Genomic DNA, 19,933 nt, shown 5'->3' with positions numbered 1-19,933 from the left:
AGGGAAGTGAATAATGCATAATGCGTCAGACATACAAAGTGCTTTAGTGCCTATGGTGATCGAACAGACTGCTAAGGGTGAACGCTCATACGATATTTATTCTCGTTTGTTGAAAGAGCGGATTATCTTTTTGGTAGGTCAAGTTGAAGAACACATGGCAAACCTTATCGTGGCGCAACTATTATTCTTAGAATCAGAAAGCCCAGATAAAGATATCTTTTTATACATTAACTCTCCTGGTGGCTCTGTCACCGCAGGCATGGCGATTTATGATACCATGCAGTTTATCAAACCGAATGTTAGCACTGTCTGTATCGGCCAAGCCGCTAGTATGGGCGCTTTCTTGTTAGCCGGTGGTGAGAAGGGTAAGCGTCACTGTTTACCAAACTCTCGCGTGATGATCCATCAACCGCTGGGTGGTTTCCAAGGTCAAGCATCAGATATTGCTATTCATGCCAAAGAAATCTTAGGCATTAAAAATAAGCTTAACCTAATGCTCGCTGAACACACAGGTCAACCGCTCGAAGTGATTGAACGCGATACTGATCGTGACAACTTCATGAGTGCAACTCAAGCCGTCGAATATGGCTTAGTTGACTCTGTGATGACGAAACGCGGCTGATTTTTGCTTTTGACTGAGCTATGCTTTGTAAAAGTTAAGCAAATTTAAGACAGGCAGTAGAGCAGACTGCAAATGAGGTAATTAATGGGCGACAACAAAAATAATGGTGACAGCGGTAAATTGCTGTACTGCTCTTTTTGCGGAAAGAGCCAGCATGAAGTCAGAAAACTCATTGCTGGCCCATCAGTGTATGTATGCGACGAATGTGTTGAGTTATGTAACGACATCATTCGTGAAGAGATTAAAGAAATCTCTCCAAAGCGTGATAGCGATAAATTACCGACACCACATGAGTTGCGTGCACATTTAGACGATTATGTTATTGGCCAAGACAGAGCGAAAAAAGTGCTTTCTGTGGCAGTGTATAACCACTATAAGCGTTTAAAAAATGCATCGCCTAAAGATGGCATCGAGCTGGGCAAGAGTAATATTTTGCTTATCGGTCCAACGGGTAGCGGTAAAACCCTACTGGCTGAAACCCTTGCGCGCTCACTCAATGTGCCTTTCACCATGGCAGATGCTACTACGCTGACTGAAGCGGGTTATGTGGGTGAAGACGTTGAAAACATCATTCAAAAGTTGCTTCAAAAGTGCGACTACGATGTTGAGAAAGCGCAGCGTGGTATCGTTTATATCGATGAAATCGATAAAATTAGCCGTAAGTCAGACAATCCATCAATCACCCGTGACGTATCGGGTGAGGGTGTACAGCAAGCGCTGCTTAAGCTGATTGAAGGTACTGTTGCCGCGGTTCCGCCACAAGGTGGCCGTAAGCATCCACAGCAAGAATTCTTACAAGTCGATACTTCTAAGATCCTGTTTATCTGTGGTGGTGCGTTTGCAGGGCTTGAGAAAGTGATTGAGCAACGTGCGCACGTTGGCTCGGGTATCGGTTTTGGTGCACAGGTGAAAGGCGAGAAAGAGAAGGCGACGATCTCTGAAACGTTATCGCAAGTAGAACCTGGCGATTTAGTCAAATACGGTTTAATCCCTGAGTTTATCGGTCGTCTACCAGTGGTTGCGACTCTGACTGAGCTGGATGAAGAAGCTTTAGTACAAATTCTATCTCAACCTAAAAATGCCCTAACTAAGCAATACAGTGCGTTATTTGAGATGGAAGGGGTTGAGCTTGAGTTCCGCGAAGATGCGCTTAAAGCGATTGCTCACAAAGCCATGTCTCGCAAGACTGGTGCCCGTGGCCTACGCTCCATCGTTGAAAGTATTCTGCTGGATACCATGTACGATATTCCATCCGTTGACGGTGTGGTGAAGGCCGTTGTGGATGAATCAGTCGTGAAAGGGGAATCTGCCCCAATCTTGATTTACGAGCACAATGAGGCCCAAGTGGCATCAGGCGAACAATAATTGTACTGATCGCTAATAAACTGAAAAACAAGGAGTCCAATGGACTCCTTTTTTCGTATTAGCCATTGAAACTCCATAAAGCGTCCCAATATACTCCAGTATTAATCCATTTCACCAAAACGGAATCGAACTATGACCCAAGAGCGTGAAGCGCATATCGAACTCCCCGTGCTGCCACTGCGAGATGTGGTGGTCTATCCCCATATGGTAATTCCGTTATTTGTCGGACGAGAAAAATCTATTCGATGTCTCGAAACGGCAATGGCGCAGGATAAGCAAATTATTTTAGTGGCGCAGCGTGATGCCGAGCTCGATGAACCATCAAAAGATGACATCTTCGAAGTGGGTACGGTTGCCTCTATTTTACAGTTACTTAAGCTGCCAGACGGTACAGTCAAAGTGCTGGTTGAAGGCGGTCGTCGCGCCCGTATTACCCGTTATACCCAAGAAACAGAATTTTTTGTGGCTAAGGCTGAGTATCTGGAATCAGAACCGCTGGAAGACAAAGAAGAAGAAGTGTTAGTGCGCAGTGCTATTGGTCAGTTTGAAGGTTATATCAAGCTGAACAAAAAGATCCCGCCAGAAGTCTTGACCTCTTTATCGGGTATCGATGAAGCGGCGCGTCTGGCCGATACTATGGCCGCACACATGCCACTTAAGCTTGAAGATAAGCAATCTGTGCTTGAGATGGTCAACGTCGGCGAACGTCTGGAATATTTAATGGCGATGATGGAATCGGAGATCGACCTATTACAGGTTGAGAAACGTATCCGGACTCGCGTTAAAAAACAGATGGAAAAGAGTCAGCGTGAGTACTATCTGAACGAACAGATGAAAGCCATCCAGAAAGAACTGGGTGACTTAGATGAAGGCCATGACGAATTTGAAGCCTTAAATCGTAAGATTGAAGAGGCTAATATGCCCGCTGAGGCGAAAGAGAAAGCCCTCGCCGAGCTTAACAAGTTACGCATGATGTCACCAATGTCGGCTGAAGCGACGGTGGTTCGCAGTTATGTCGATTGGATGACGGCTGTGCCTTGGAGCCAACGCTCTAAAATCAAACGTGATTTAGCCAAAGCCCAAGAAGTACTCGATACCGATCATTTTGGTCTTGAAAAAGTCAAAGAACGTATCTTGGAATATTTGGCAGTCCAAAGCCGAGTGCGTCAGCTTAAAGGGCCAATCCTGTGTTTAGTGGGGCCACCAGGTGTGGGTAAAACCTCGCTAGGTCAATCGATCGCTAAGGCGACCGGTCGTAAGTATGTGCGTGTTGCCCTCGGTGGCGTGCGTGATGAAGCGGAAATCCGTGGTCACCGCCGTACTTACATTGGGTCTATGCCGGGTAAAGTCATTCAAAAGATGGCTAAAGTCGGCGTGAAAAACCCGTTATTCTTGCTCGATGAAATCGACAAGATGAGTTCTGATATGCGCGGCGATCCGGCTTCTGCTTTATTAGAAGTGTTAGATCCTGAGCAAAATGCGACCTTTAACGATCATTACCTCGAAGTCGATTACGACCTATCCGATGTGATGTTTGTTGCAACGTCAAACTCTATGGATATTCCTGGGCCACTACTTGACCGTATGGAAGTCATTCGTTTGTCGGGTTACACCGAAGACGAGAAGCTGAATATTGCTAAGCAACATTTGCTGAATAAGCAAATTGAGCGCAATGGTTTAAAAGCCACTGAAATTAAAGTAGATGATAGTGCAATCGTTGGCATTATCCGTTATTACACCCGTGAAGCGGGTGTGCGTTCACTCGAGCGTGAATTGTCTAAGATTTGCCGTAAAGTCGTGAAAATGATTTTGCTCGATAAGTCTGTCAAGTCTGTGACTGTCAACCAAGAGAATCTTAAGTCTTTCCTTGGCGTGCAGCGCTTTGATTACGGCAAAGCCGAGTCTAAGAACCAAATCGGTCAAGTGACTGGCTTAGCTTGGACTCAAGTGGGCGGTGACTTACTGACGATTGAAGCAACTTCAGTGCCTGGTAAAGGGAAGTTAACCTATACCGGTTCCCTTGGCGACGTGATGCAAGAGTCGATTCAAGCAGCGATGACAGTTGTTCGCGCCCGTGCGGAACAATTAGGTATCAATGCGGATTTCTACGAGAAGCGTGATATCCACGTGCATGTGCCAGAAGGTGCGACACCCAAAGATGGTCCATCTGCAGGTGCGGCAATGTGTACCGCGTTAGTATCAAGCTTAACGGGTAACCCAGTGCGTGCCGATGTGGCCATGACAGGTGAAATAACCTTACGTGGTGAAGTGTTACCTATCGGTGGTTTGAAAGAAAAACTGCTAGCAGCACACCGCGGCGGCATAAAATTGGTGCTTATTCCAAAAGAAAATGAGCGTGATTTGGAAGAAATCCCTGCCAATGTGATTGCCGATTTAGAAATTCGTCCCGTGCGTTGGGTCGATGAAGTGTTAAAACTGGCCCTAGAAAGACCAGTGGAAGGCTTCGAAGTGGTTAAAAACTTGGCATAACGCAAGAAATTGCGCTATCACGTTAAAAAAAATGAAAAAAGGGGCTTAACAAAGCGCAGACCTGTGGTAGCCTAGGTCTGTGGAGAGCCAGCTGCTCCAAGCCCTTGGCGCAACTGGCTTTGAGCTGTATCCAGTTTTAATTCTTTGGTTTTCGAACTCAGCTTGAACTTTGAATTCAAGCTTGTTATAAAAGCCTCCGCAGACCGCTCTAGAGACGGATTTGGTTGCGGCGCAAAAAAATTACATTCAAGGGGATGACATGAACAAATCTGAACTAATCGAGAAAATCGCATCTGGTGCTGACATTTCTAAAGCCGCTGCTGGCCGAGCACTGGATTCTTTTATCGCTGCTGTGACCGAAGGTCTGAAAGAAGGTGATAAAATTTCTCTTGTTGGTTTTGGTACTTTTGAAGTGCGTGAACGCGCTGAGCGTACTGGTCGCAACCCACAAACGGGTGAAGAAATCAAAATCGCAGCAGCTAAAATTCCTGCATTCAAAGCTGGTAAAGCACTGAAAGACGCTGTTAATTAATAATTAATATCGTAGCCTTTGTAAGGCGTTCGTAATGACAAGCACTGTTTATCAGTGCTTTTTACGAATTGAAAGTAATGGAATATGAAGCTTAACTTCTACCATTACTCGGGGTTTTAGAATTTACCAGTGGTAGCGTCTGAATATTCCCCATAAATTACAGAAAGGCGCATCTCAACCTGATGCGCCTTTTTATTTTGTTAATCGCAACAAGCGAGAAATCTGATGTTAGAAAAGATCCGCGATGGTTCGCAAGGCGTGATTGCTAAAGGCATTCTCGTACTTGTGATTTTATCTTTTGCATTTGCAGGAGTCAGTAGTTACTTAGGTTCAACAACTGATGTGCCTGCGGCAGAAGTGAACGGTGACAAGATCACTAAAGCCGAGCTAGAGCAGGCGTACCAGAGCGAGCGCTCTCGCATGGAGCAACAGCTAGGTGAAATGTTTGCTGCGTTATCTGCTGACGAAAAATACTTACAAAGCATTAAGCAGAGCGTATTAGAACGCTTAGTGGCTGACAAGTTGATAGATCAAGCTGCTAAGGCTATGGGTCTACGTGTATCTGATGAGCAAATTGTTGCTGCAATGAGAGCTGAACCGGCATTTCAAACTGATGGCAAATTTGATAACGATCGTTATCAGGCGATTCTGCGTCAGTTAGGTTATCAGCCACAGACTTTCAGAGACATGATGCGTGTCGATATGACCCGTCGTCAGTTAACTGCAGCCCTTGTGGGTACTGAATTCGTGTTACCTGGCGAAGCTAAGCAATTGGCTGAGTTACAAGGCCAAACCCGTGATGTGCGCTATGTTATTGTCGATTCTGCACCATTCTTAGCGACAGCGGTTGTGACTGACGAGCAAGTGAAAAACTATTACGACGCAAACCAAGGGCAGTTTATGAGCCCTGAGATGGTGAGCTTAGAATATGTTGAACTGAATGCTGCTGATTTTGCTAAAAATAATCCAGTTTCTGATGAAGAAGCACAAACGTATTACGAAGAACATAAAGCACAATATGTTTCTAACGAGAAGCGTCTTGCCGCGCATATTTTGGTTATGCCAGGTAACGATGAAGCGGCAGCAAAAGCCAAGGCTGAAGATCTCGCTAAGCAATTAGATAGCGGTGCCGATTTTGCTGATCTGGCTAAAGCTAACTCTGATGATACTTTGAGTGCAGAGCAGGGCGGTAAACTGGATTGGTTTGAACCTGGTGTAATGGACCCCGCATTTGATGCCGCTTTATTTGCATTAAATAAAGGCCAACATTCTGCGGTGGTTAAAACAGACTTTGGTTTCCACATTATCAAGCTATTAGATGTGCAATCTGGCGCGACTGTACCGTTTGCTGATGTGAAAGCTAAGATAGTGGCTCAATTGCAAGATAAGAAAGCGGTTGACCAGTTCTATAGCTTACAAAGTAAATTAGCGGATACCAGCTATGAAGTGCCAGATACACTATCTGAAACCGCAAAAGCTGTTGGCGTTGATGTTAAGACTACAGCACTGTTTTCTCGCGATAACGCACCTGCTGAGCTAAACAAGCCTGACTTAGTTAAAGCGGCCTTCTCTGAAACTGTGATGCTGAAAGGTTTAAACAGTGAAGTGATTGAGCTTGAACCTAACCATGTGGTTGTTATCCGAGTGAAAGAACATCACGATGCGGGCACTTTGGCCTTAGCTGAAGTGAAAGCCAACATCACTGAGCGCTTGAAGCAAGATCAAGCAAACGAAGCCGCCCGTGCAAAAGCACAGGAACTGATGGCACAAGTTAAAGCGGGTGCAACTGATCTTGGTTTAGTGTCTAAAGCGAAACTAGGCCGTGGCGCGCAAGATGTTGATGCTGCGATTGTAGGCAAAGCGTTCCAAATGCCAACACCAAGTACAACTCCTGTTGTCGATACCGTTGGTTTAGCAAACGGTTATGCAGTGGTTGCACTGGATAAAGTCAACGCTGCAGAAGGTGTGAGTGATGAGCTAGTTAATGCACTTAAACAACGTCTGAACGCACAATACAGTGAAGCAGACTACCGTGGCTTGATCGATTCGCTTAAAGCCAATGCCAAGGTGCTTTATCCTGTAGAAGAATAATTTCAGTGAGGATAGTGAGTTATTAAATTTACTATCCGACTGATTAAATAGAAAAGGCCAAGTGAGTTCACTTGGCCTTTTTGTTTTTAATTCGATAAAGTTTACCAATGAAGTTCGAAGGATATCCGCTATCGCAACACTGTCAGACTCCATATTCCATTACTTCAATCGCCACGTTACTGAATTGAATGGTTAATCATCAACGCCAATCATTACGCTGCTGGCTTTGATGAGGGCATAAGCCGAATCACCCACTTTGAGCCCTAGGCGCTCACAGGAAGCTTTAGTCACCACAGAGGTCAGTACGACACCGGGTGCAAGTTCGATTGTCACTTCATTGTTTACAGCGCCCATTTCTATGGATTTGATTGTACCGCTGAGGGTGTTTCTTGCGCTAATTTTCATTGATTTTCCTTATTGAGGGATTATTAGGGGTCAACTGCAGCTAGTGTAGCGCATCTTAATCTGGGAGTTATAAATAAAAACGCCACTAAAAAGTGGCGTTTAACGTTTGTGATAAGCAGTGATTCGCTATCGAGTTGATTAGAGTTCGATAACGTCAAATTCAACGTATGGGTTAACGTCGGCATCGTAATCAATGCCTTCGATACCAAAACCAAATAACTTAATAAATTCAGCTTTGTATTCACGGTAATCAGTCAATTCTGATAAGTTTTCTGTGGTCACTTGTGGCCACAAATTACGGCAGTGTTGCTGAATATCTTCACGCAGTTCCCAGTCATCTAAACGTAAGCGATTATCACTGTCGGTCTCAGGTTTTGCACCATCGGCACGGAATAGACGCTCACTGAATAAGCGATAGATTTGCTCCATACAACCTTCATGGAGACCTTCCTGACGCATTTTCTTGAATACCATAGCGATATATAAAGGCATGACAGGAATGGCCGAACTCGCTTGAGTCACAACGCTCTTTAGCACTGCGACGTTTGCGCTGCCGCCAGTGGCTGACAGTTGTTCATTTAACGCTTTTGCTGCGCGGTCCAGATCCATCTTGGCCTTGCCAAGGGCGCCGTGCCAGTAGATTGGCCACGTCAGTTCAGTACCGATATAGCTATAGGCTACGGTTTTGCAGTTATCGGCTAATACACCGGCTTCAGATAAGGCTTTGATCCACAGTTCCCAATCTTCGCCGCCCATAACAGTGACAGTATCAGCAATTTCTTGCTCAGTTGCTGGCTCAACGGTGGCTTCAATGATGCAGTCTTTATTGGTATCAACGGCAGTCGCTGTGTAAGTTTCGCCAATGGGTTTTAAAGCTGATCGGATAAGCTCACCTGAATCTGGGAGTTTGCGCACTGGTGATGCCAGTGAGTAAACAACCATGTCAATTTCACCAAGATCTTGCTTGATAAGCTCGATGACTTTTTGTTTAGCTTCATGGCTAAAGGCATCGCCGTTAATGCTTTTAGAATATAAACCTTCCGCTTTAGCAAATTTGTCGAAAGCGGCAGAGTTGTACCAACCTGCAGTACCCGGTTTCGCTTCAGTACCTGGCTTTTCGAAGAACACGCCAATCGTTGCAGCATCGCTACCAAAAGCGGCTGCGATACGTGAAGACAGACCATAACCACTTGATGAACCGACCACTAATACCTTTTTCGGGCCGTTAGCGATCTTGCCTTTTGCTTTAGTTAAGGTGATTTGTTCTTGAACGTTTACTTCACAACCGACAGGGTGTGTAGTGGTACAAATGAATCCACGAATTTTTGGTTTGATAATCATGTTTAAGCTTCTTCTATCAAAATGACCAATAGGATAAATATTTCGGCGGGTAAATGGCACCTATTTTTAGCCAATTCACCTGATTATTTAAGTGGTTGGAGCAGTTTAGCGTTTATGAACAAACAGACTCTGCTCTTGGACCAACCTCTGGGTGTATTCATGTTTTGGTGAGTTAAATATTTGTTCTGTATCAGCTTTTTCAACCATTACACCTTTGTGCAGTACCATAATTTTATCGCTGACATGGCGAATAATATTGAGATTATGGGACACGAAGATATAAGACAAGCCGAGATCTTTTTGCAGTTTTAACAGCAAATTAAGAATTTGCGAACGCACCGAAAGGTCCAGAGCGGTTAAGGCTTCATCGGCAATGATAATTTTAGGATTGAGCATTAAGGCTCGTGCTACTGCGACTCGTTGTTTTTGCCCTTCGGAAATCATGTGCGGATAAAACTCCGCATGCTCAGGTAATAAACCTACTTTTCGTAAGGTATCGACCACTTGGGTGTGCCGCGATTGCGCTGACATTTGGGTGTTGAAACGCAGCGGCTCATCGAGTAATTGACCAATCGTTAGGCGCGGGTTCAGTGAAGTATTCGGATCTTGGAAAATCATCCGAATTAAGCGGCATCTTTGCTTCACATTGCGACTGTCTAAGGCTTCACCTTCGAAAAATATCTCACCACCGCTGCGGGGCTCTGCACCGACTAAAATGCGGGCGAGAGTACTTTTACCTGAACCCGCCTCACCCACTATCGCTAGGGTTTCACCGCGTTCGAGTTCAAAGGATACGGGCGCTAATGCATCGTTATATTGGCGGGAAAAGCCCTTATAACCAGTATCATATCTTTTATAAAGGTCATTAACTTTAAGCAGTGGGGTCGTCATTATGGGTTTCGCCGTGATAAGGGAAATGACAGGCAAAATAGCGGTCTTTGATATGACTCAAATTTGGCTGATTAACGCATTTTTTTTGTGCTTCAGGGCAGCGTGGCCCTAAACGACAACCAATTGGCAAATGCTGTAAGGCGGGCGCAGAACCCGGTAGGGTAGGCATAATCGCCTTGTGACCACCTGAGCCTGAATAGTCGGGCATATTTTCGAGTAACGCCTTAGTGTAAGGATGATAAGGCTGCTTAATCACTTCGTCCGTTGGCCCAGATTCCATGACTTGACCGCAATAGAGCACGGATAAGTGATCGCACCATTGGGCTAAGGTTTCCAGCTCGTGGCTGATCAATAGAATCGATACGTTTTGTAATTGATTTAATTGGGATAATAATCTGAAAATTTGCGCCTGAGTGCTGAGCTCCATCGAGCTTGTGGGTTCGTCTGCAATCAAGAGGCGAGGCTGGTTAGCAACCGCCATCGCAATCATCACCTTTTGGCATTCGCCTTCGGATAATTCCCATGCGTAGCTAGACATCACCTGCCGCGGATTCTTGATCCCGACTTTATGCAGCCATTTCTGTGCTGTAAGTCTTGCATGCCTGCGCCGTTGCCAAAAATAGGCGCTAGGATTTTTAGGCATAGCTTGCATTAACTGACTGCCGACGGTTTGTGCTGGATCTAAGCTGCCAGACGGATCTTGGAAGATCATCGCCATGTCTGAACCCATCAGATTACGGCGCTCTTTTGAGCTCATGGCCATCAAGTTATTGCCATCCCACATCATGCGGTCTGCAGTAATAGTCCAGTTGGGTCCGGGGATGCCTAAAATCGCTCTGGCTAACAAACTTCGTCCTGAGCCAGATTCACCAACTAGCCCATGAATTTCGCCCGCATTGAGTGTTAAGCTGACTTTTTCTAGCGCCCGCACTCTACCGTGGGGCGTATCGAGTTCAATCGTTAGATTTCGTACGTCGAGTAAGGGCATAAGTTAGTTTCTGATGGGCGCAAGCGCCGACCGTAGGCCATCGCCAACCAAGTTAATGGAAAGCACACTGAAAAGAATCGCTAAGCCTGGGATAGTTACGGCCCAAGGTGCAGTTAGTAAATTATCCATCCCTTGGGCGACCATAGCACCCCATTCTGGACTCGGGGCCTGTGCGCCCAAGCTTAAAAAACCCAGGGCCGCGATATCTAAAATAGCAGCTGAAATGGCAAGTGTGGTTTGAATAATCACCACTTCCCACACGTTTGGCATAATGACATACCAAAAAATTTGCATCGAGTTAGCGCCGTCTAAACGCGCGGCTGTGACATATTCTTTTTGTAATTCTTCATGCACTGACTGGTGTATGGAGCGCACAAATTGTGGGGTTAAGGCAATCCCGACGGCCCAGAACACGTTTTCAAGCCCTGGTCCCATTACAGCGACCACTAAAATGGCCATTAATAATGAAGGAATCGATAACAGCGCATCGAGCAAATGACCGAGAATACTGGATTTTAAGCCCCGCATCATGCCCGACAACGACCCTATGATAAAGCCTGTGAATAATGCGGTAACGACGATCAGCAGCGCCATGCCAAAGGTCAAGTGCGCGCCGTGTAATAATCGGCTAAAAATATCGCGGCCGAGATCGTCAGTCCCTAAAAAGTGCGCCACTGTCCCTGAAGGGTCCCAAGAGGGTGGCAACAGCAAGGCTCTTGGATCTTGTGCTTCTGGCGGAAAGGGCGCAATCATAGGGCCAAACAGGGTTAGCAAGAGCAGAAATGCAATCGTCCACAGACCCGCTAAGGCGAAAGGATTAGCCGAAAAGTTAATCCAAACCCGCATAGTCGGAGAAGCTATTTGATCTTCTTGATAAATTTTAACTGGTGGCATAAAGGTCTTTTCTGCTCAGTGGATTAAAGGCTGTGTGCAGCACTTCAATCAAGATACTTAGGAAGATAATCAATAGGGCCACGGCCAAAATCCCACCTTGGATAACAGTATAGTCCCGTTGGTAAATCCCTGAAACTAGCCAAGATCCTACACCAGGCCAAGAGAAAATCATTTCAACCACTATGGCATAACTGGCAAATGAGCCAAGCATTAGCCCTAAATGTTTAAGTACGGGGATTAACGCATTGGGCAGGGCGTGGCGCAGTATAATCGTGCCAGTATGCATGCCTCTGGCTTCGGCGGCGCGGATAAAGGTTTGATTCATCACATTCACCATTGCCGAACGGGTGCTACGAACCACTACAGTAAAAGGTAACACGGCCAGTGTTGTGGCTGGCAAAATGATATGCAGCAGGGCATCTTTAAATGCCGACATGCCGTATTCAGACTCTGACAACAAGGTATCCACTAGCATAAAGCCTGTGACAGGCTTGATTTCATAGAGCAAATTGATTTGTCCCGAAATTGGTAACCAACCAAGATCGACGCCAAACCAAAGCGAAAGATACAGACCTAACCAGAATACGGGTACAGAGTAGCCCGTTAGGGTAATCGCCATAATGGTATTTTGGGTGAGCTTATGTTGACTCTGGGAGGCGAGCACGCCTAAGGGCACGCCCAAGCAAATTGCGATAATGCCCGCCATCACAGCAAGTTCGAAGGAGGCGGGCAGGACAGCACTGAGTTCTTCGGCGACTTCTTGATGTGACGTGACTGAAATCCCTAAATTACCGCTAAGCCTTTGTTGTAGGTAAGCGATAAATTGCCACGCTTGGTTTTTATCTAATTTGTAGTCTTGTTCTATTTGAACCAGTTGGGTCGCCGTCGGTGTATGTATGCCAGTGAGTGCATAGGTGCGCTCAACTGGAAACAAGCCTGTAGCGTAAAATAAGACACCCACCATGACTAACGAAGTAGCAAGAAATAAATTGAGGCGACGCAGTAGGTATGTAAACATTAATTCGCCTCCTGTGGTGCTTGGCTAGTATGGGTGAAGGAAATCCCACCAAAAGGCGTAAGCTGCATATCCTTGATATCACTACGAGTTAACGCTACACGTTTGGCATGGGCCAGACTCAGCATAGGTACTTGTTCAGCTAAAAAGGCTTCTGCTTGTTGATAAATCACTTTACGTTCCGCTTGATCTGATACTTCCCTTGCGCTGTTTAAGATGGCATCAAACTCAGGGTTACACCAGCGAGAACGATTGTTGTTTGATTGCATTGCTGCGCAGCTCAGCAGCGGATTAAAAAAGTTATCGGGATCGCTGTTATCAGCATTCCAGCCAATCAGCACAGAATCATAGTCGTCGCGGCTCAGTCTCTGATTAAATACGCTCCAATCGTAACTGACGATATTCACTTTTACGCCGATGTTTGCTAAATCGGATTGAATTAATTCGGCCGTTTTCAACGAATTGGGGTTATAAGCGCGGGCAACCGGTATGGCCCAAATATTGATGCTGAGATTTTTTATACCAGCTTCTTTTAATAGGTCGCGTGCTTTTTGCGGATTGTAATCGACAAGTCCTTTGTTATTTTCGTAGGCCCATGATGCTGGCGGCAGAACGCCGGTGGCTTCAATGGCAGTATTTTGATAAACCGCTCGCAGGATATTTTGTTTATCAACAGCATAGGCCAGTGCACGACGTACGCGAACATCATCTAACGGTGGCTTTTGCGTATTAAAGGCCCAAAATGCCACGTTAAGCCCTGGTTGTGATTCGATGTTTAATTCTTGATGCTGTTTGATAACAGGTAGTTCACCCGCTTTGGGCAGCGCAGAAACGCTGCAATCTCCTGCGATAAGCTTAGCGAGCCTAACTGTACTTTTGGGTGTGATATCAAATACCAGCATATCGATTTTTGCTGGCTCTCCCCAAAAATCGGGATTACGGCGATAGCGGATATATTCGTTTTTAGCGTATTGCACTAAGGTGAACGGTCCTGTACCAATGGCAAAGTGGTCGACGTTTTCAGGATGACCTAAAGCTAACTGCTGCTGCGCGTATTCGTTTGATAAGATCACCGCAAAGTCGGTGGCTAAATTCGACAGAAAAGAAGCGTCTTTGCGGGTTAAGTAAAAGACCACTTCATGATCGTTTATCTTCTCTATCCCTTTAACTTGCTGAGAAAAGCCAATACTTTGGAAGAAGGGATAACCCGTGCGGGAGACAAAATGATAAGGATGCTGGGTATCGATAATACGATTAAAGGAGAACAACACATCGTCGGCATTAAAGGGGCGAGTTGGGTAAAAACGCTTTGAATGCTGGAACTGCACGTTTTTCCTGAGAGTGAAGCGATAGCTTAAGCCATCATCAGACATGGCCCAACTCGTCGCCAAGGCAGGGACAAGCTTGCCTGACTGGGTGTCATAATCCACTAGGCGACTATAAATTTGATGCGAGGTGGCATCGATTGTCGTGCCAGATGTCACCAATTGTGGATTAAAAGACTCAGGGTTCCCTTCGGAGCAATACACCAAACCAGAAGGGAGTCGTTGGGGGCCACACGCGACCAACAACCAACTCATGCAAGAAACTGCAGTTGTTAGGCACAGGCGTCTAATTAGCACACTCATTTATAAATCATTATTTTATCGACTATGAACGGCTATTTTAGCAGTGCATCTCCCCTGTGGGCAATCTGCTTATGCTTTATCAAGTAAATTGTACTTTTTAAGGATGCCACGCAGTTGGTGGTAGCTTAATCCGAGCATGTCGGCGGTTTTCTTTTGGTTATATTGGCTGTTTGAGAGTGCCTGCTGGATCAGATCCATTTCGTACTTCTCAGTTTGCTCTTTAAAATCCAGCGGAAAATTAAAGCAATTCGTTGAACACTCAGTATTGACTTGCACTTCAGCCTCAAATGTCGGCGCAGATTGTGGCGTACTGGCAACAGTTGTTGGCGCGACTGAGGTGATTTGACGTTCGCGGGTCTTGATCCGAGTTTTAGGCCGATACGGTGAAGCAAAGGGATCGAGGGTAATATGATCGATGGGTCTATTTTCACCGCCATTACGGTAAACGCTGCGCTCTACAACGTTTTTAAGTTCACGGATATTACCCGGCCAGTCGTGGGTCATTAATTGCTCGACCGCATGGGCGCTGAAACCGCTGAACAGCTGCAGCTTTAATTGGCGCGCCATGCCAACGGCGAAATATTCCGCCAGCGTCATTATGTCTTCTGGGCGGCAACGCAGTGGGGGCAGAGTGATTACATCGAAGGCGAGTCTATCGAGCAAGTCGGCACGAAATTCGCCTGCGTCAGCAAGTGATGGTAAATCTTCGTTGGCGGCGCAGATTAACCGAACATCAGCCTGCACGGTTTTACTGCCGCCGACCCGCTCAAATTCGCCATATTCAATAACGCGTAGGAGCTTTTCTTGGATAAGTCCTGAAGTGTTGGCTAATTCGTCGAGGAATAAGGTGCCGCCGTCGGCGCGCTCAAAGCGGCCTTCGTGTTTGCCTTTGGCGCCAGTAAAGGCTCCTGACTCATGGCCAAATAATTCACTCTCGAGTAAATTTTCACTCAAAGATGAACAGTTTAGCTTAACAAAACTTTGATCCCAGCGCTTAGACAGATAATGTAAGCGTTCGGCAATAAGCTCTTTACCTGTACCACGTTCACCAATAATCAGTACGGGTTTAGATAGAGGCGCTATTTGCGACACATGTTCTAACACTTCGAGTAGGGCGTTGGATTGACCGATGAGGTTGTCTTGCTGAAATTTATTATCCACGATATTTTTTAGTCTTTCGCGCTAAAATTTGGTGAAAATGATAATAAGTGGCTTGAAGCGTAAAAGGAAGTAAAAGTTAATGTTTTGTTTAAGTTACTGTATTTAAATAAGAAGTAAAAGTTGGCACGGTTAGTGTATTACCTTGTACGAGACCAACATCAATTTGAGGATAGGATTATGGGAATTTTCTCTCGTTTCGCCGATATCATTAACTCTAATATCAGCGCATTGCTGGATAAAGCCGAAGACCCAGAAAAAATGGTTCGACTGATTATCCAAGAAATGGAAGACACACTCGTTGAAGTGCGTTCTACCTCAGCTAAAGTGTTAGCTGAAAAGAAAGAGCTGCAACGCCGTATCAACCGCGTGTTAGAGCAAGTACAAGATTGGCAAGATAAGGCTGAACTGGCACTGTCCAAAGACCGTGAAGACTTAGCGAAAGCCGCTTTAGTTGAAAAACAAAAAGCGACCGGTTTAGCTGATACGCTGAATCAAGAGTTAGCCGTCATCGATGAACATATCGCACGCTTGAAAGATGAAGTGGGCATGTTGCAAGAAAAGCTGCTCGATGCAAAAGCGCGTCAAAAGACCATTATTTTGCGCACTCAAACCGCGTCATCACGCTTAGAAGTGAAAAAGCAGCTAGATTCAAGCAAGATCGACAATGCTATGCTCAAGTTTGAGCAATATGAGCGCCGTGTCGAAGGCTTAGAAGCCCAAGTTGAATCTTACGATCTTGGCAGCAAGAAGACCTTAGCCGATGAGTTTGCGGCGCTAGAAGCGGAAGATTCTGTGAATGCAGAACTGGCAGCGCTCAAAGCCAAGGTAAAAGGTAAAGCGCCAACTAAGTCAAAAGAATAACAATTCAGAGGTGAGTTATGGATATGGACGTGCTAATGGCGCCGATTATTATTTTCATGGTGATAGTCGCGCCAATATGGTTAGTTCTTCATTATCGCAGTAAGCGACAAGTGAGCCAGGGACTCACTGAGGAAGAGTTTTCACAACTCAATGATTTGATATCCAAGGCCGATAAAATGGCGGCGCGTATCGAGACCTTAGAGGCCATTCTGGATACAGAATCGCCCGAATGGAGGGGGAAACATGAGAGGATCTAATGGCCGTACTTTGTACCGCATTCCCCAGTCAGGCAAAATAGCGGGTGTATGTGCAGGGATTGCCGAGTACTTTGCGATTGAAACTTGGTTAGTGCGAGTGCTGACTGTGTCTATCTTCTTACTCGGCGGCTCAGGTGTGGTATTTATCATCTATGTCGCTTTGTGGGTGATTTTAGACATCAAGCCGCAAAAGCATTACGATAGAGACGATATCGAGGTGAAGAAGAAGCCGTGGCAGTCGGGAGAACCCGCAAAGCAAGCGCTAAGCGACGTGAGTCGTCAATTTCGAAGTCTAGAAGTTAGGCTACAAAATTTAGAACGCCATGTCACCTCTGACAACTTTGATTTAAAAAGACAAATCAATAGTTTGTAACCCTTCTAAAGGGCGGCCATGTCCGCCCTTGTTGCTTAATCTCTGCTCCATTCCAGTGTATAGTCAACATCACTTGACATAAGTTAACATCATTCGACATAAGGGAAGTCTCTATGGGAATGCTTGATGCCTCGCTCCATAAATTAACCCAAAAGGGCCAATCCCTGTTACATCGCACCGCGGACCGGCATTTACGTTTGGCCGTGACTGGGCTTTCTGGTGCGGGAAAAACCGCATTTATCACAGGGTTAGTTAATCAGTTACTCAATTCTGGACCTGTCTCAACGTTACCCCACGCCCGCAACAACAGCGCTTTGCCACTTTGGCAGGTGAGCCGCGATCAGCGTTTGCTCGGTGTTAAGCGTGCCATGCAGCCGGATCTTGAAATCGCCAGTTTTGATTATCAAGGCGCCATGTTAGCGCTCACTTCCGAACCTGCGATCTGGCCAGCCTCTACCCGTACTATTTCTGAGTTACGATTGGCGATTAAATACCAACCTAAGAAGGGCTTACTGGCCAAGTTTTCTGATACCGCCACCTTGTATTTGGACATAGTCGATTATCCTGGCGAATGGTTACTCGATTTACCTATGTTGCGCCAAGACTTTGTAACCTGGTGTCGCGCTCAACAAGTTCGCATCGAGAATCTTAAAAGCTCGCCTTTGTATGCTGAGTTTGAACAATCTTTGATTTCATTGGATTTAGCCGCCAGCGCCGATGAGCAGCAATTAAAGCAGATTGCCGATCAATATCAGTTATTACTCAATGATTTAGTGCACGTGCAAGGTTATTACCAAGCACAACCTGGGCGCATGTTATTGCCGGGTGAATGGCAGGGTGCTCCCTTATTGGCTTTTTTCCCCCTGTTATTGGTTAATGATGAAAAGTTTGCTGCGCTTTCGCAAAGCGATAAACACAGTGGATTCCATGTACTTGAAAAACGTTATCAAGAATATGTGGCTAAAGTGGTTAAGCCTTTCTATAAAAACCACTTTGCCGGTTTTGATAGGCAGTTAGTACTCGTTGACTGTTTTAGTGCGTTGAATCGCGGTAAAAAGCAATTTGAGGATATGGGCGCGGCGCTCAATGCCATTATGGAAAGCTTTCAGTTTGGCCAATCGAGTTATTTACGGCGGTTATTTGCACCGCGTATTGATCGTTTGCTGTTTGCCGCGAGCAAGGTTGACCATGTGACCCGCGATCAGCAGAGCCATGTTTTGTCCCTGCTGACCGATATGTTGAAACACAGCCAGCATTTTGCCAGTTTCGATGGTTGTAAAGTGGAGACTATGGCGATTAGCGCCATTAAAGCGACTCGCCATGGCATGGTAACGACCCAAGAGGGCGAGGTGGAAGTCGTGCAGGGGATGGGACTCAACGGTAAAGCCCTGACCTTGTTTCCAGGCGAAGTGCCCACTCGCTTACCTGAGCCCGATTTTTGGCGTGAACAAGGGTTTAACTTTGTCGGCTTTGCACCGCCGAGCAATGCCAATGTTGACCCATCTCAAGTGCACTTTGACCATATTCGTCTTGATCATTTGCTGCAGTACTTACTGGGAGATAAGTTGGAATGACGCTAAAGCTATCGGATAACGCTAACGAGCAGGCTTCTAATTTTTCTGCGAACTCATTTGCACACTCAGTTGAACATAAGCCGCTGAAAAAGCAGCAGCTGTTTGACCCAGAAGTCGTGGAGCTCAAACCCAGCAAAGAGGAGCTCAAAGGGGCGAAAGCCTTTGATCCACATACGCCAGTGCAAGAAGTGGCTGCTGATATTGAGGAATTGATGGATGAAACGTTGTCATCCCATCCAAAAATGATCGATGCTAAATCGGTATCGCCTCAACTTTTAAAATCACGCCGTTGGTCTTGGCTCGCTCGTCTGGCAGTAGCGAGTTTATTGCTGCTTGTAGTAGTTCAAACAGGATTAGGACTGAGGGATGCTTGGCTTGAGAGCCCTTGGTTGTTCAGTTTTTATGGTGTGGTGCTTGGGGTTGTCAGTGCGTGGGCATTGGCGGGCGCAGTCAGTGAATACCGTAAGCTCAAGCGACTCAAACAGGTCGCCGATACTCAAGAAACAGGTGCAAGGCTAGCGCAGAGCATGCAAATGGGTGAAGCAGACAGCTTTATCGATAATATCGTTTGCCACTATGAAGACAGCCAAGGTTTGCAGCAACTTCGCCGTTCATTAAAAGATGAACATAATGATGCCGAGAAAGTCTTGTTATTCGAGGACTTAGTGCTGACGGAGCGAGATGAACTGGCCAAAAAAGTCGTGCGACGCTATGCGGCTGAGTCGGCAGTGTTACTGGCGGCGAGTCCGTTAGCTGTGCTCGATATGGCGATTATCCTCTGGCGTAATCAACGTATGCTGCGCGATGTCGCCCGCTGTTATGGCATTGAACTTGGTTACTGGAGCCGAATTAAACTTATCCGCAGTATCATCATCAATATTATTTATGCGGGCACCAGTGAGTTAGTCACAGATTTAGGAACACAGCTATTATCGGTTGAAATGACAGGTAAATTGTCTGCTCGCTTGGCCCAAGGTTTAGGCGGCGGTATGCTAACGGCGCGCCTTGGATATCAAGCCATGGCGCTGTGTCGGCCGATTGTGTTTAGAGAAGATCAAAGGCCTAAATTGTCTAAAGTGCATCAGGAATTGTTGATCGAACTTAAGCAGTTTTCAGGCAAGCTGTTTACCAAAGAAGGTCGCGACGCATTAAAAGGCCAGTTCGCCGATGTTGATGACAAAGTCTCTCGGCCAGCTAAAGATAAGTCTAGAGAGTAAATGCTATTTAATATCAAATAATTGGCTGATTCAAATCGTCAAAATAAATGCGCTAATGGGCTGGTTCCTTAGCGCATTTTTTATGTTTTTTTACAGGTAGCGAGTATGACAAAGTGCGACTGAAAAGTGCTATGTAACAAGTTAATTACACTTTTGAACGCTGCTATTTTCGTCATGCCACTGGCTTAAGTGCTTGGCCGCGTTATGGTAGGGCTTATTCGATAGGGC

Annotated in this window: 18 protein-coding genes; 10 read left to right on the top strand and 8 right to left on the bottom strand. The window is 45.9% G+C overall.

The genetic code is table 11. The features are described 5' to 3' along the window. The first annotated feature begins 13 nt into the window (after positions 1 to 13). The 5 genes from clpP (at position 14) to CKQ84_RS23450 (ending at position 7,100) form a co-directional block, all read left to right on the top strand. On the top strand, positions 14 to 622 hold the full coding sequence (gene clpP, locus CKQ84_RS23470) for an ATP-dependent Clp endopeptidase proteolytic subunit ClpP (protein ID WP_063883148.1): 609 nt from the start codon (positions 14 to 16) through the stop codon (positions 620 to 622). An 84-nt stretch (positions 623 to 706) separates the two neighbouring features. Beyond that, positions 707 to 1,987, top strand: coding sequence for an ATP-dependent protease ATP-binding subunit ClpX (gene clpX / locus CKQ84_RS23465; protein ID WP_028760467.1), 1,281 nt, complete (start codon positions 707 to 709; stop codon positions 1,985 to 1,987). 132 nt (positions 1,988 to 2,119) lie between these two features. After that, positions 2,120 to 4,477 (top strand): endopeptidase La, encoded by a 2,358-nt coding sequence (gene lon, locus CKQ84_RS23460; protein ID WP_105252934.1) that lies wholly within the window; start codon positions 2,120 to 2,122, stop codon positions 4,475 to 4,477. Between the two features lie 259 nt (positions 4,478 to 4,736). Next, positions 4,737 to 5,009 (top strand): nucleoid-associated protein HU-beta, encoded by a 273-nt coding sequence (gene hupB, locus CKQ84_RS23455; protein ID WP_006081127.1) that lies wholly within the window; start codon positions 4,737 to 4,739, stop codon positions 5,007 to 5,009. Positions 5,010 to 5,234: 225 nt separating this feature from the next. After that, positions 5,235 to 7,100 (top strand): SurA N-terminal domain-containing protein, encoded by a 1,866-nt coding sequence (locus CKQ84_RS23450; RefSeq protein ID WP_028760465.1) that lies wholly within the window; start codon positions 5,235 to 5,237, stop codon positions 7,098 to 7,100. A 192-nt stretch (positions 7,101 to 7,292) separates the two neighbouring features. Here CKQ84_RS23450 and CKQ84_RS23445 read toward each other — a convergent pair whose 3' ends face one another. The 8 genes from CKQ84_RS23445 to pspF form a co-directional block, all read right to left on the bottom strand. Further along, entirely contained in the window at positions 7,293 to 7,505 is a 213-nt protein-coding gene (locus tag CKQ84_RS23445) for a molybdopterin-binding protein (protein WP_006085368.1), read from the bottom strand. Between the two features lie 138 nt (positions 7,506 to 7,643). Continuing rightward, complete coding sequence (gene fabV / locus CKQ84_RS23440; protein ID WP_105252933.1) at positions 7,644 to 8,846, bottom strand: enoyl-ACP reductase FabV; 1,203 nt, start codon at positions 8,844 to 8,846, stop codon at positions 7,644 to 7,646. 105 nt (positions 8,847 to 8,951) lie between these two features. Further along, the gene (locus tag CKQ84_RS23435) at positions 8,952 to 9,737 is read right to left on the bottom strand and encodes an ATP-binding cassette domain-containing protein (protein ID WP_105252932.1); all 786 of its coding nucleotides are present in this window, start codon (positions 9,735 to 9,737) and stop codon (positions 8,952 to 8,954) included. Then, the gene (locus CKQ84_RS23430; protein ID WP_028760462.1) at positions 9,718 to 10,725 is read right to left on the bottom strand and encodes an oligopeptide/dipeptide ABC transporter ATP-binding protein; all 1,008 of its coding nucleotides are present in this window, start codon (positions 10,723 to 10,725) and stop codon (positions 9,718 to 9,720) included. Before CKQ84_RS23430 ends, CKQ84_RS23435 begins: the two co-directional genes overlap by 20 nt. A 3-nt stretch (positions 10,726 to 10,728) precedes the next feature. Beyond that, positions 10,729 to 11,619, bottom strand: coding sequence for an ABC transporter permease subunit (locus tag CKQ84_RS23425; protein ID WP_105252931.1), 891 nt, complete (start codon positions 11,617 to 11,619; stop codon positions 10,729 to 10,731). After that, the gene (locus CKQ84_RS23420) at positions 11,606 to 12,637 is read right to left on the bottom strand and encodes an ABC transporter permease subunit (protein WP_028760461.1); all 1,032 of its coding nucleotides are present in this window, start codon (positions 12,635 to 12,637) and stop codon (positions 11,606 to 11,608) included. Before CKQ84_RS23420 ends, CKQ84_RS23425 begins: the two co-directional genes overlap by 14 nt. After that, complete coding sequence (locus CKQ84_RS23415) at positions 12,637 to 14,262, bottom strand: ABC transporter substrate-binding protein (RefSeq protein ID WP_105252930.1); 1,626 nt, start codon at positions 14,260 to 14,262, stop codon at positions 12,637 to 12,639. Before CKQ84_RS23415 ends, CKQ84_RS23420 begins: the two co-directional genes overlap by 1 nt. 69 nt (positions 14,263 to 14,331) lie before the next feature. After that, positions 14,332 to 15,423, bottom strand: a complete 1,092-nt coding sequence (gene pspF, locus CKQ84_RS23410; RefSeq protein WP_105252929.1) for a phage shock protein operon transcriptional activator — start codon at positions 15,421 to 15,423, stop codon at positions 14,332 to 14,334. A 177-nt stretch (positions 15,424 to 15,600) separates the two neighbouring features. Here pspF and pspA point away from each other — a divergent pair, with 177 nt between their 5' ends. The 5 genes from pspA to CKQ84_RS23385 all read left to right on the top strand — a co-directional run bounded on the left by pspA (position 15,601) and on the right by CKQ84_RS23385 (position 19,705). Further along, positions 15,601 to 16,284, top strand: a complete 684-nt coding sequence (pspA, locus tag CKQ84_RS23405; protein ID WP_006081137.1) for a phage shock protein PspA — start codon at positions 15,601 to 15,603, stop codon at positions 16,282 to 16,284. A 17-nt stretch (positions 16,285 to 16,301) separates the two neighbouring features. Beyond that, the gene (gene pspB / locus CKQ84_RS23400) at positions 16,302 to 16,541 is read left to right on the top strand and encodes an envelope stress response membrane protein PspB (protein ID WP_006081138.1); all 240 of its coding nucleotides are present in this window, start codon (positions 16,302 to 16,304) and stop codon (positions 16,539 to 16,541) included. Beyond that, positions 16,528 to 16,914, top strand: a complete 387-nt coding sequence (pspC, locus tag CKQ84_RS23395; protein WP_028760457.1) for an envelope stress response membrane protein PspC — start codon at positions 16,528 to 16,530, stop codon at positions 16,912 to 16,914. Before pspB ends, pspC begins: the two co-directional genes overlap by 14 nt. 113 nt (positions 16,915 to 17,027) lie before the next feature. Then, positions 17,028 to 18,488 carry a YcjX family protein gene (locus CKQ84_RS23390; protein ID WP_105252928.1) on the top strand — a complete coding sequence of 487 codons (1,461 nt, stop codon included), beginning with the start codon at positions 17,028 to 17,030 and terminating at the stop codon, positions 18,486 to 18,488. After that, on the top strand, positions 18,485 to 19,705 hold the full coding sequence (locus tag CKQ84_RS23385) for a TIGR01620 family protein (protein ID WP_105252927.1): 1,221 nt from the start codon (positions 18,485 to 18,487) through the stop codon (positions 19,703 to 19,705). Before CKQ84_RS23390 ends, CKQ84_RS23385 begins: the two co-directional genes overlap by 4 nt. Positions 19,706 to 19,933: the final 228 nt, after the last annotated feature.

The organism is Shewanella sp. WE21 (assembly GCF_002966515.1).
GTDB lineage: Bacteria > Pseudomonadota > Gammaproteobacteria > Enterobacterales > Shewanellaceae > Shewanella > Shewanella oncorhynchi.
Note: the sequence above shows the minus strand (reverse complement) of the source record. Positions and strands in the feature narration are given on the sequence as shown.

Coding starts and splice junctions, on each gene's coding strand:
- clpP (WP_063883148.1), top strand. CDS start 14: ATGCATAATGCGTCAGACATACAAAGTGCTTTAGTGCCTATGGTGATC.
- clpX (WP_028760467.1), top strand. CDS start 707: ATGGGCGACAACAAAAATAATGGTGACAGCGGTAAATTGCTGTACTGC.
- lon (WP_105252934.1), top strand. CDS start 2,120: ATGACCCAAGAGCGTGAAGCGCATATCGAACTCCCCGTGCTGCCACTG.
- hupB (WP_006081127.1), top strand. CDS start 4,737: ATGAACAAATCTGAACTAATCGAGAAAATCGCATCTGGTGCTGACATT.
- CKQ84_RS23450 (WP_028760465.1), top strand. CDS start 5,235: ATGTTAGAAAAGATCCGCGATGGTTCGCAAGGCGTGATTGCTAAAGGC.
- CKQ84_RS23445 (WP_006085368.1), bottom strand. CDS start 7,505: ATGAAAATTAGCGCAAGAAACACCCTCAGCGGTACAATCAAATCCATA.
- fabV (WP_105252933.1), bottom strand. CDS start 8,846: ATGATTATCAAACCAAAAATTCGTGGATTCATTTGTACCACTACACAC.
- CKQ84_RS23435 (WP_105252932.1), bottom strand. CDS start 9,737: ATGACGACCCCACTGCTTAAAGTTAATGACCTTTATAAAAGATATGAT.
- CKQ84_RS23430 (WP_028760462.1), bottom strand. CDS start 10,725: ATGCCCTTACTCGACGTACGAAATCTAACGATTGAACTCGATACGCCC.
- CKQ84_RS23425 (WP_105252931.1), bottom strand. CDS start 11,619: ATGCCACCAGTTAAAATTTATCAAGAAGATCAAATAGCTTCTCCGACT.
- CKQ84_RS23420 (WP_028760461.1), bottom strand. CDS start 12,637: ATGTTTACATACCTACTGCGTCGCCTCAATTTATTTCTTGCTACTTCG.
- CKQ84_RS23415 (WP_105252930.1), bottom strand. CDS start 14,262: ATGAGTGTGCTAATTAGACGCCTGTGCCTAACAACTGCAGTTTCTTGC.
- pspA (WP_006081137.1), top strand. CDS start 15,601: ATGGGAATTTTCTCTCGTTTCGCCGATATCATTAACTCTAATATCAGC.
- pspB (WP_006081138.1), top strand. CDS start 16,302: ATGGATATGGACGTGCTAATGGCGCCGATTATTATTTTCATGGTGATA.
- pspC (WP_028760457.1), top strand. CDS start 16,528: ATGAGAGGATCTAATGGCCGTACTTTGTACCGCATTCCCCAGTCAGGC.
- CKQ84_RS23390 (WP_105252928.1), top strand. CDS start 17,028: ATGGGAATGCTTGATGCCTCGCTCCATAAATTAACCCAAAAGGGCCAA.
- CKQ84_RS23385 (WP_105252927.1), top strand. CDS start 18,485: ATGACGCTAAAGCTATCGGATAACGCTAACGAGCAGGCTTCTAATTTT.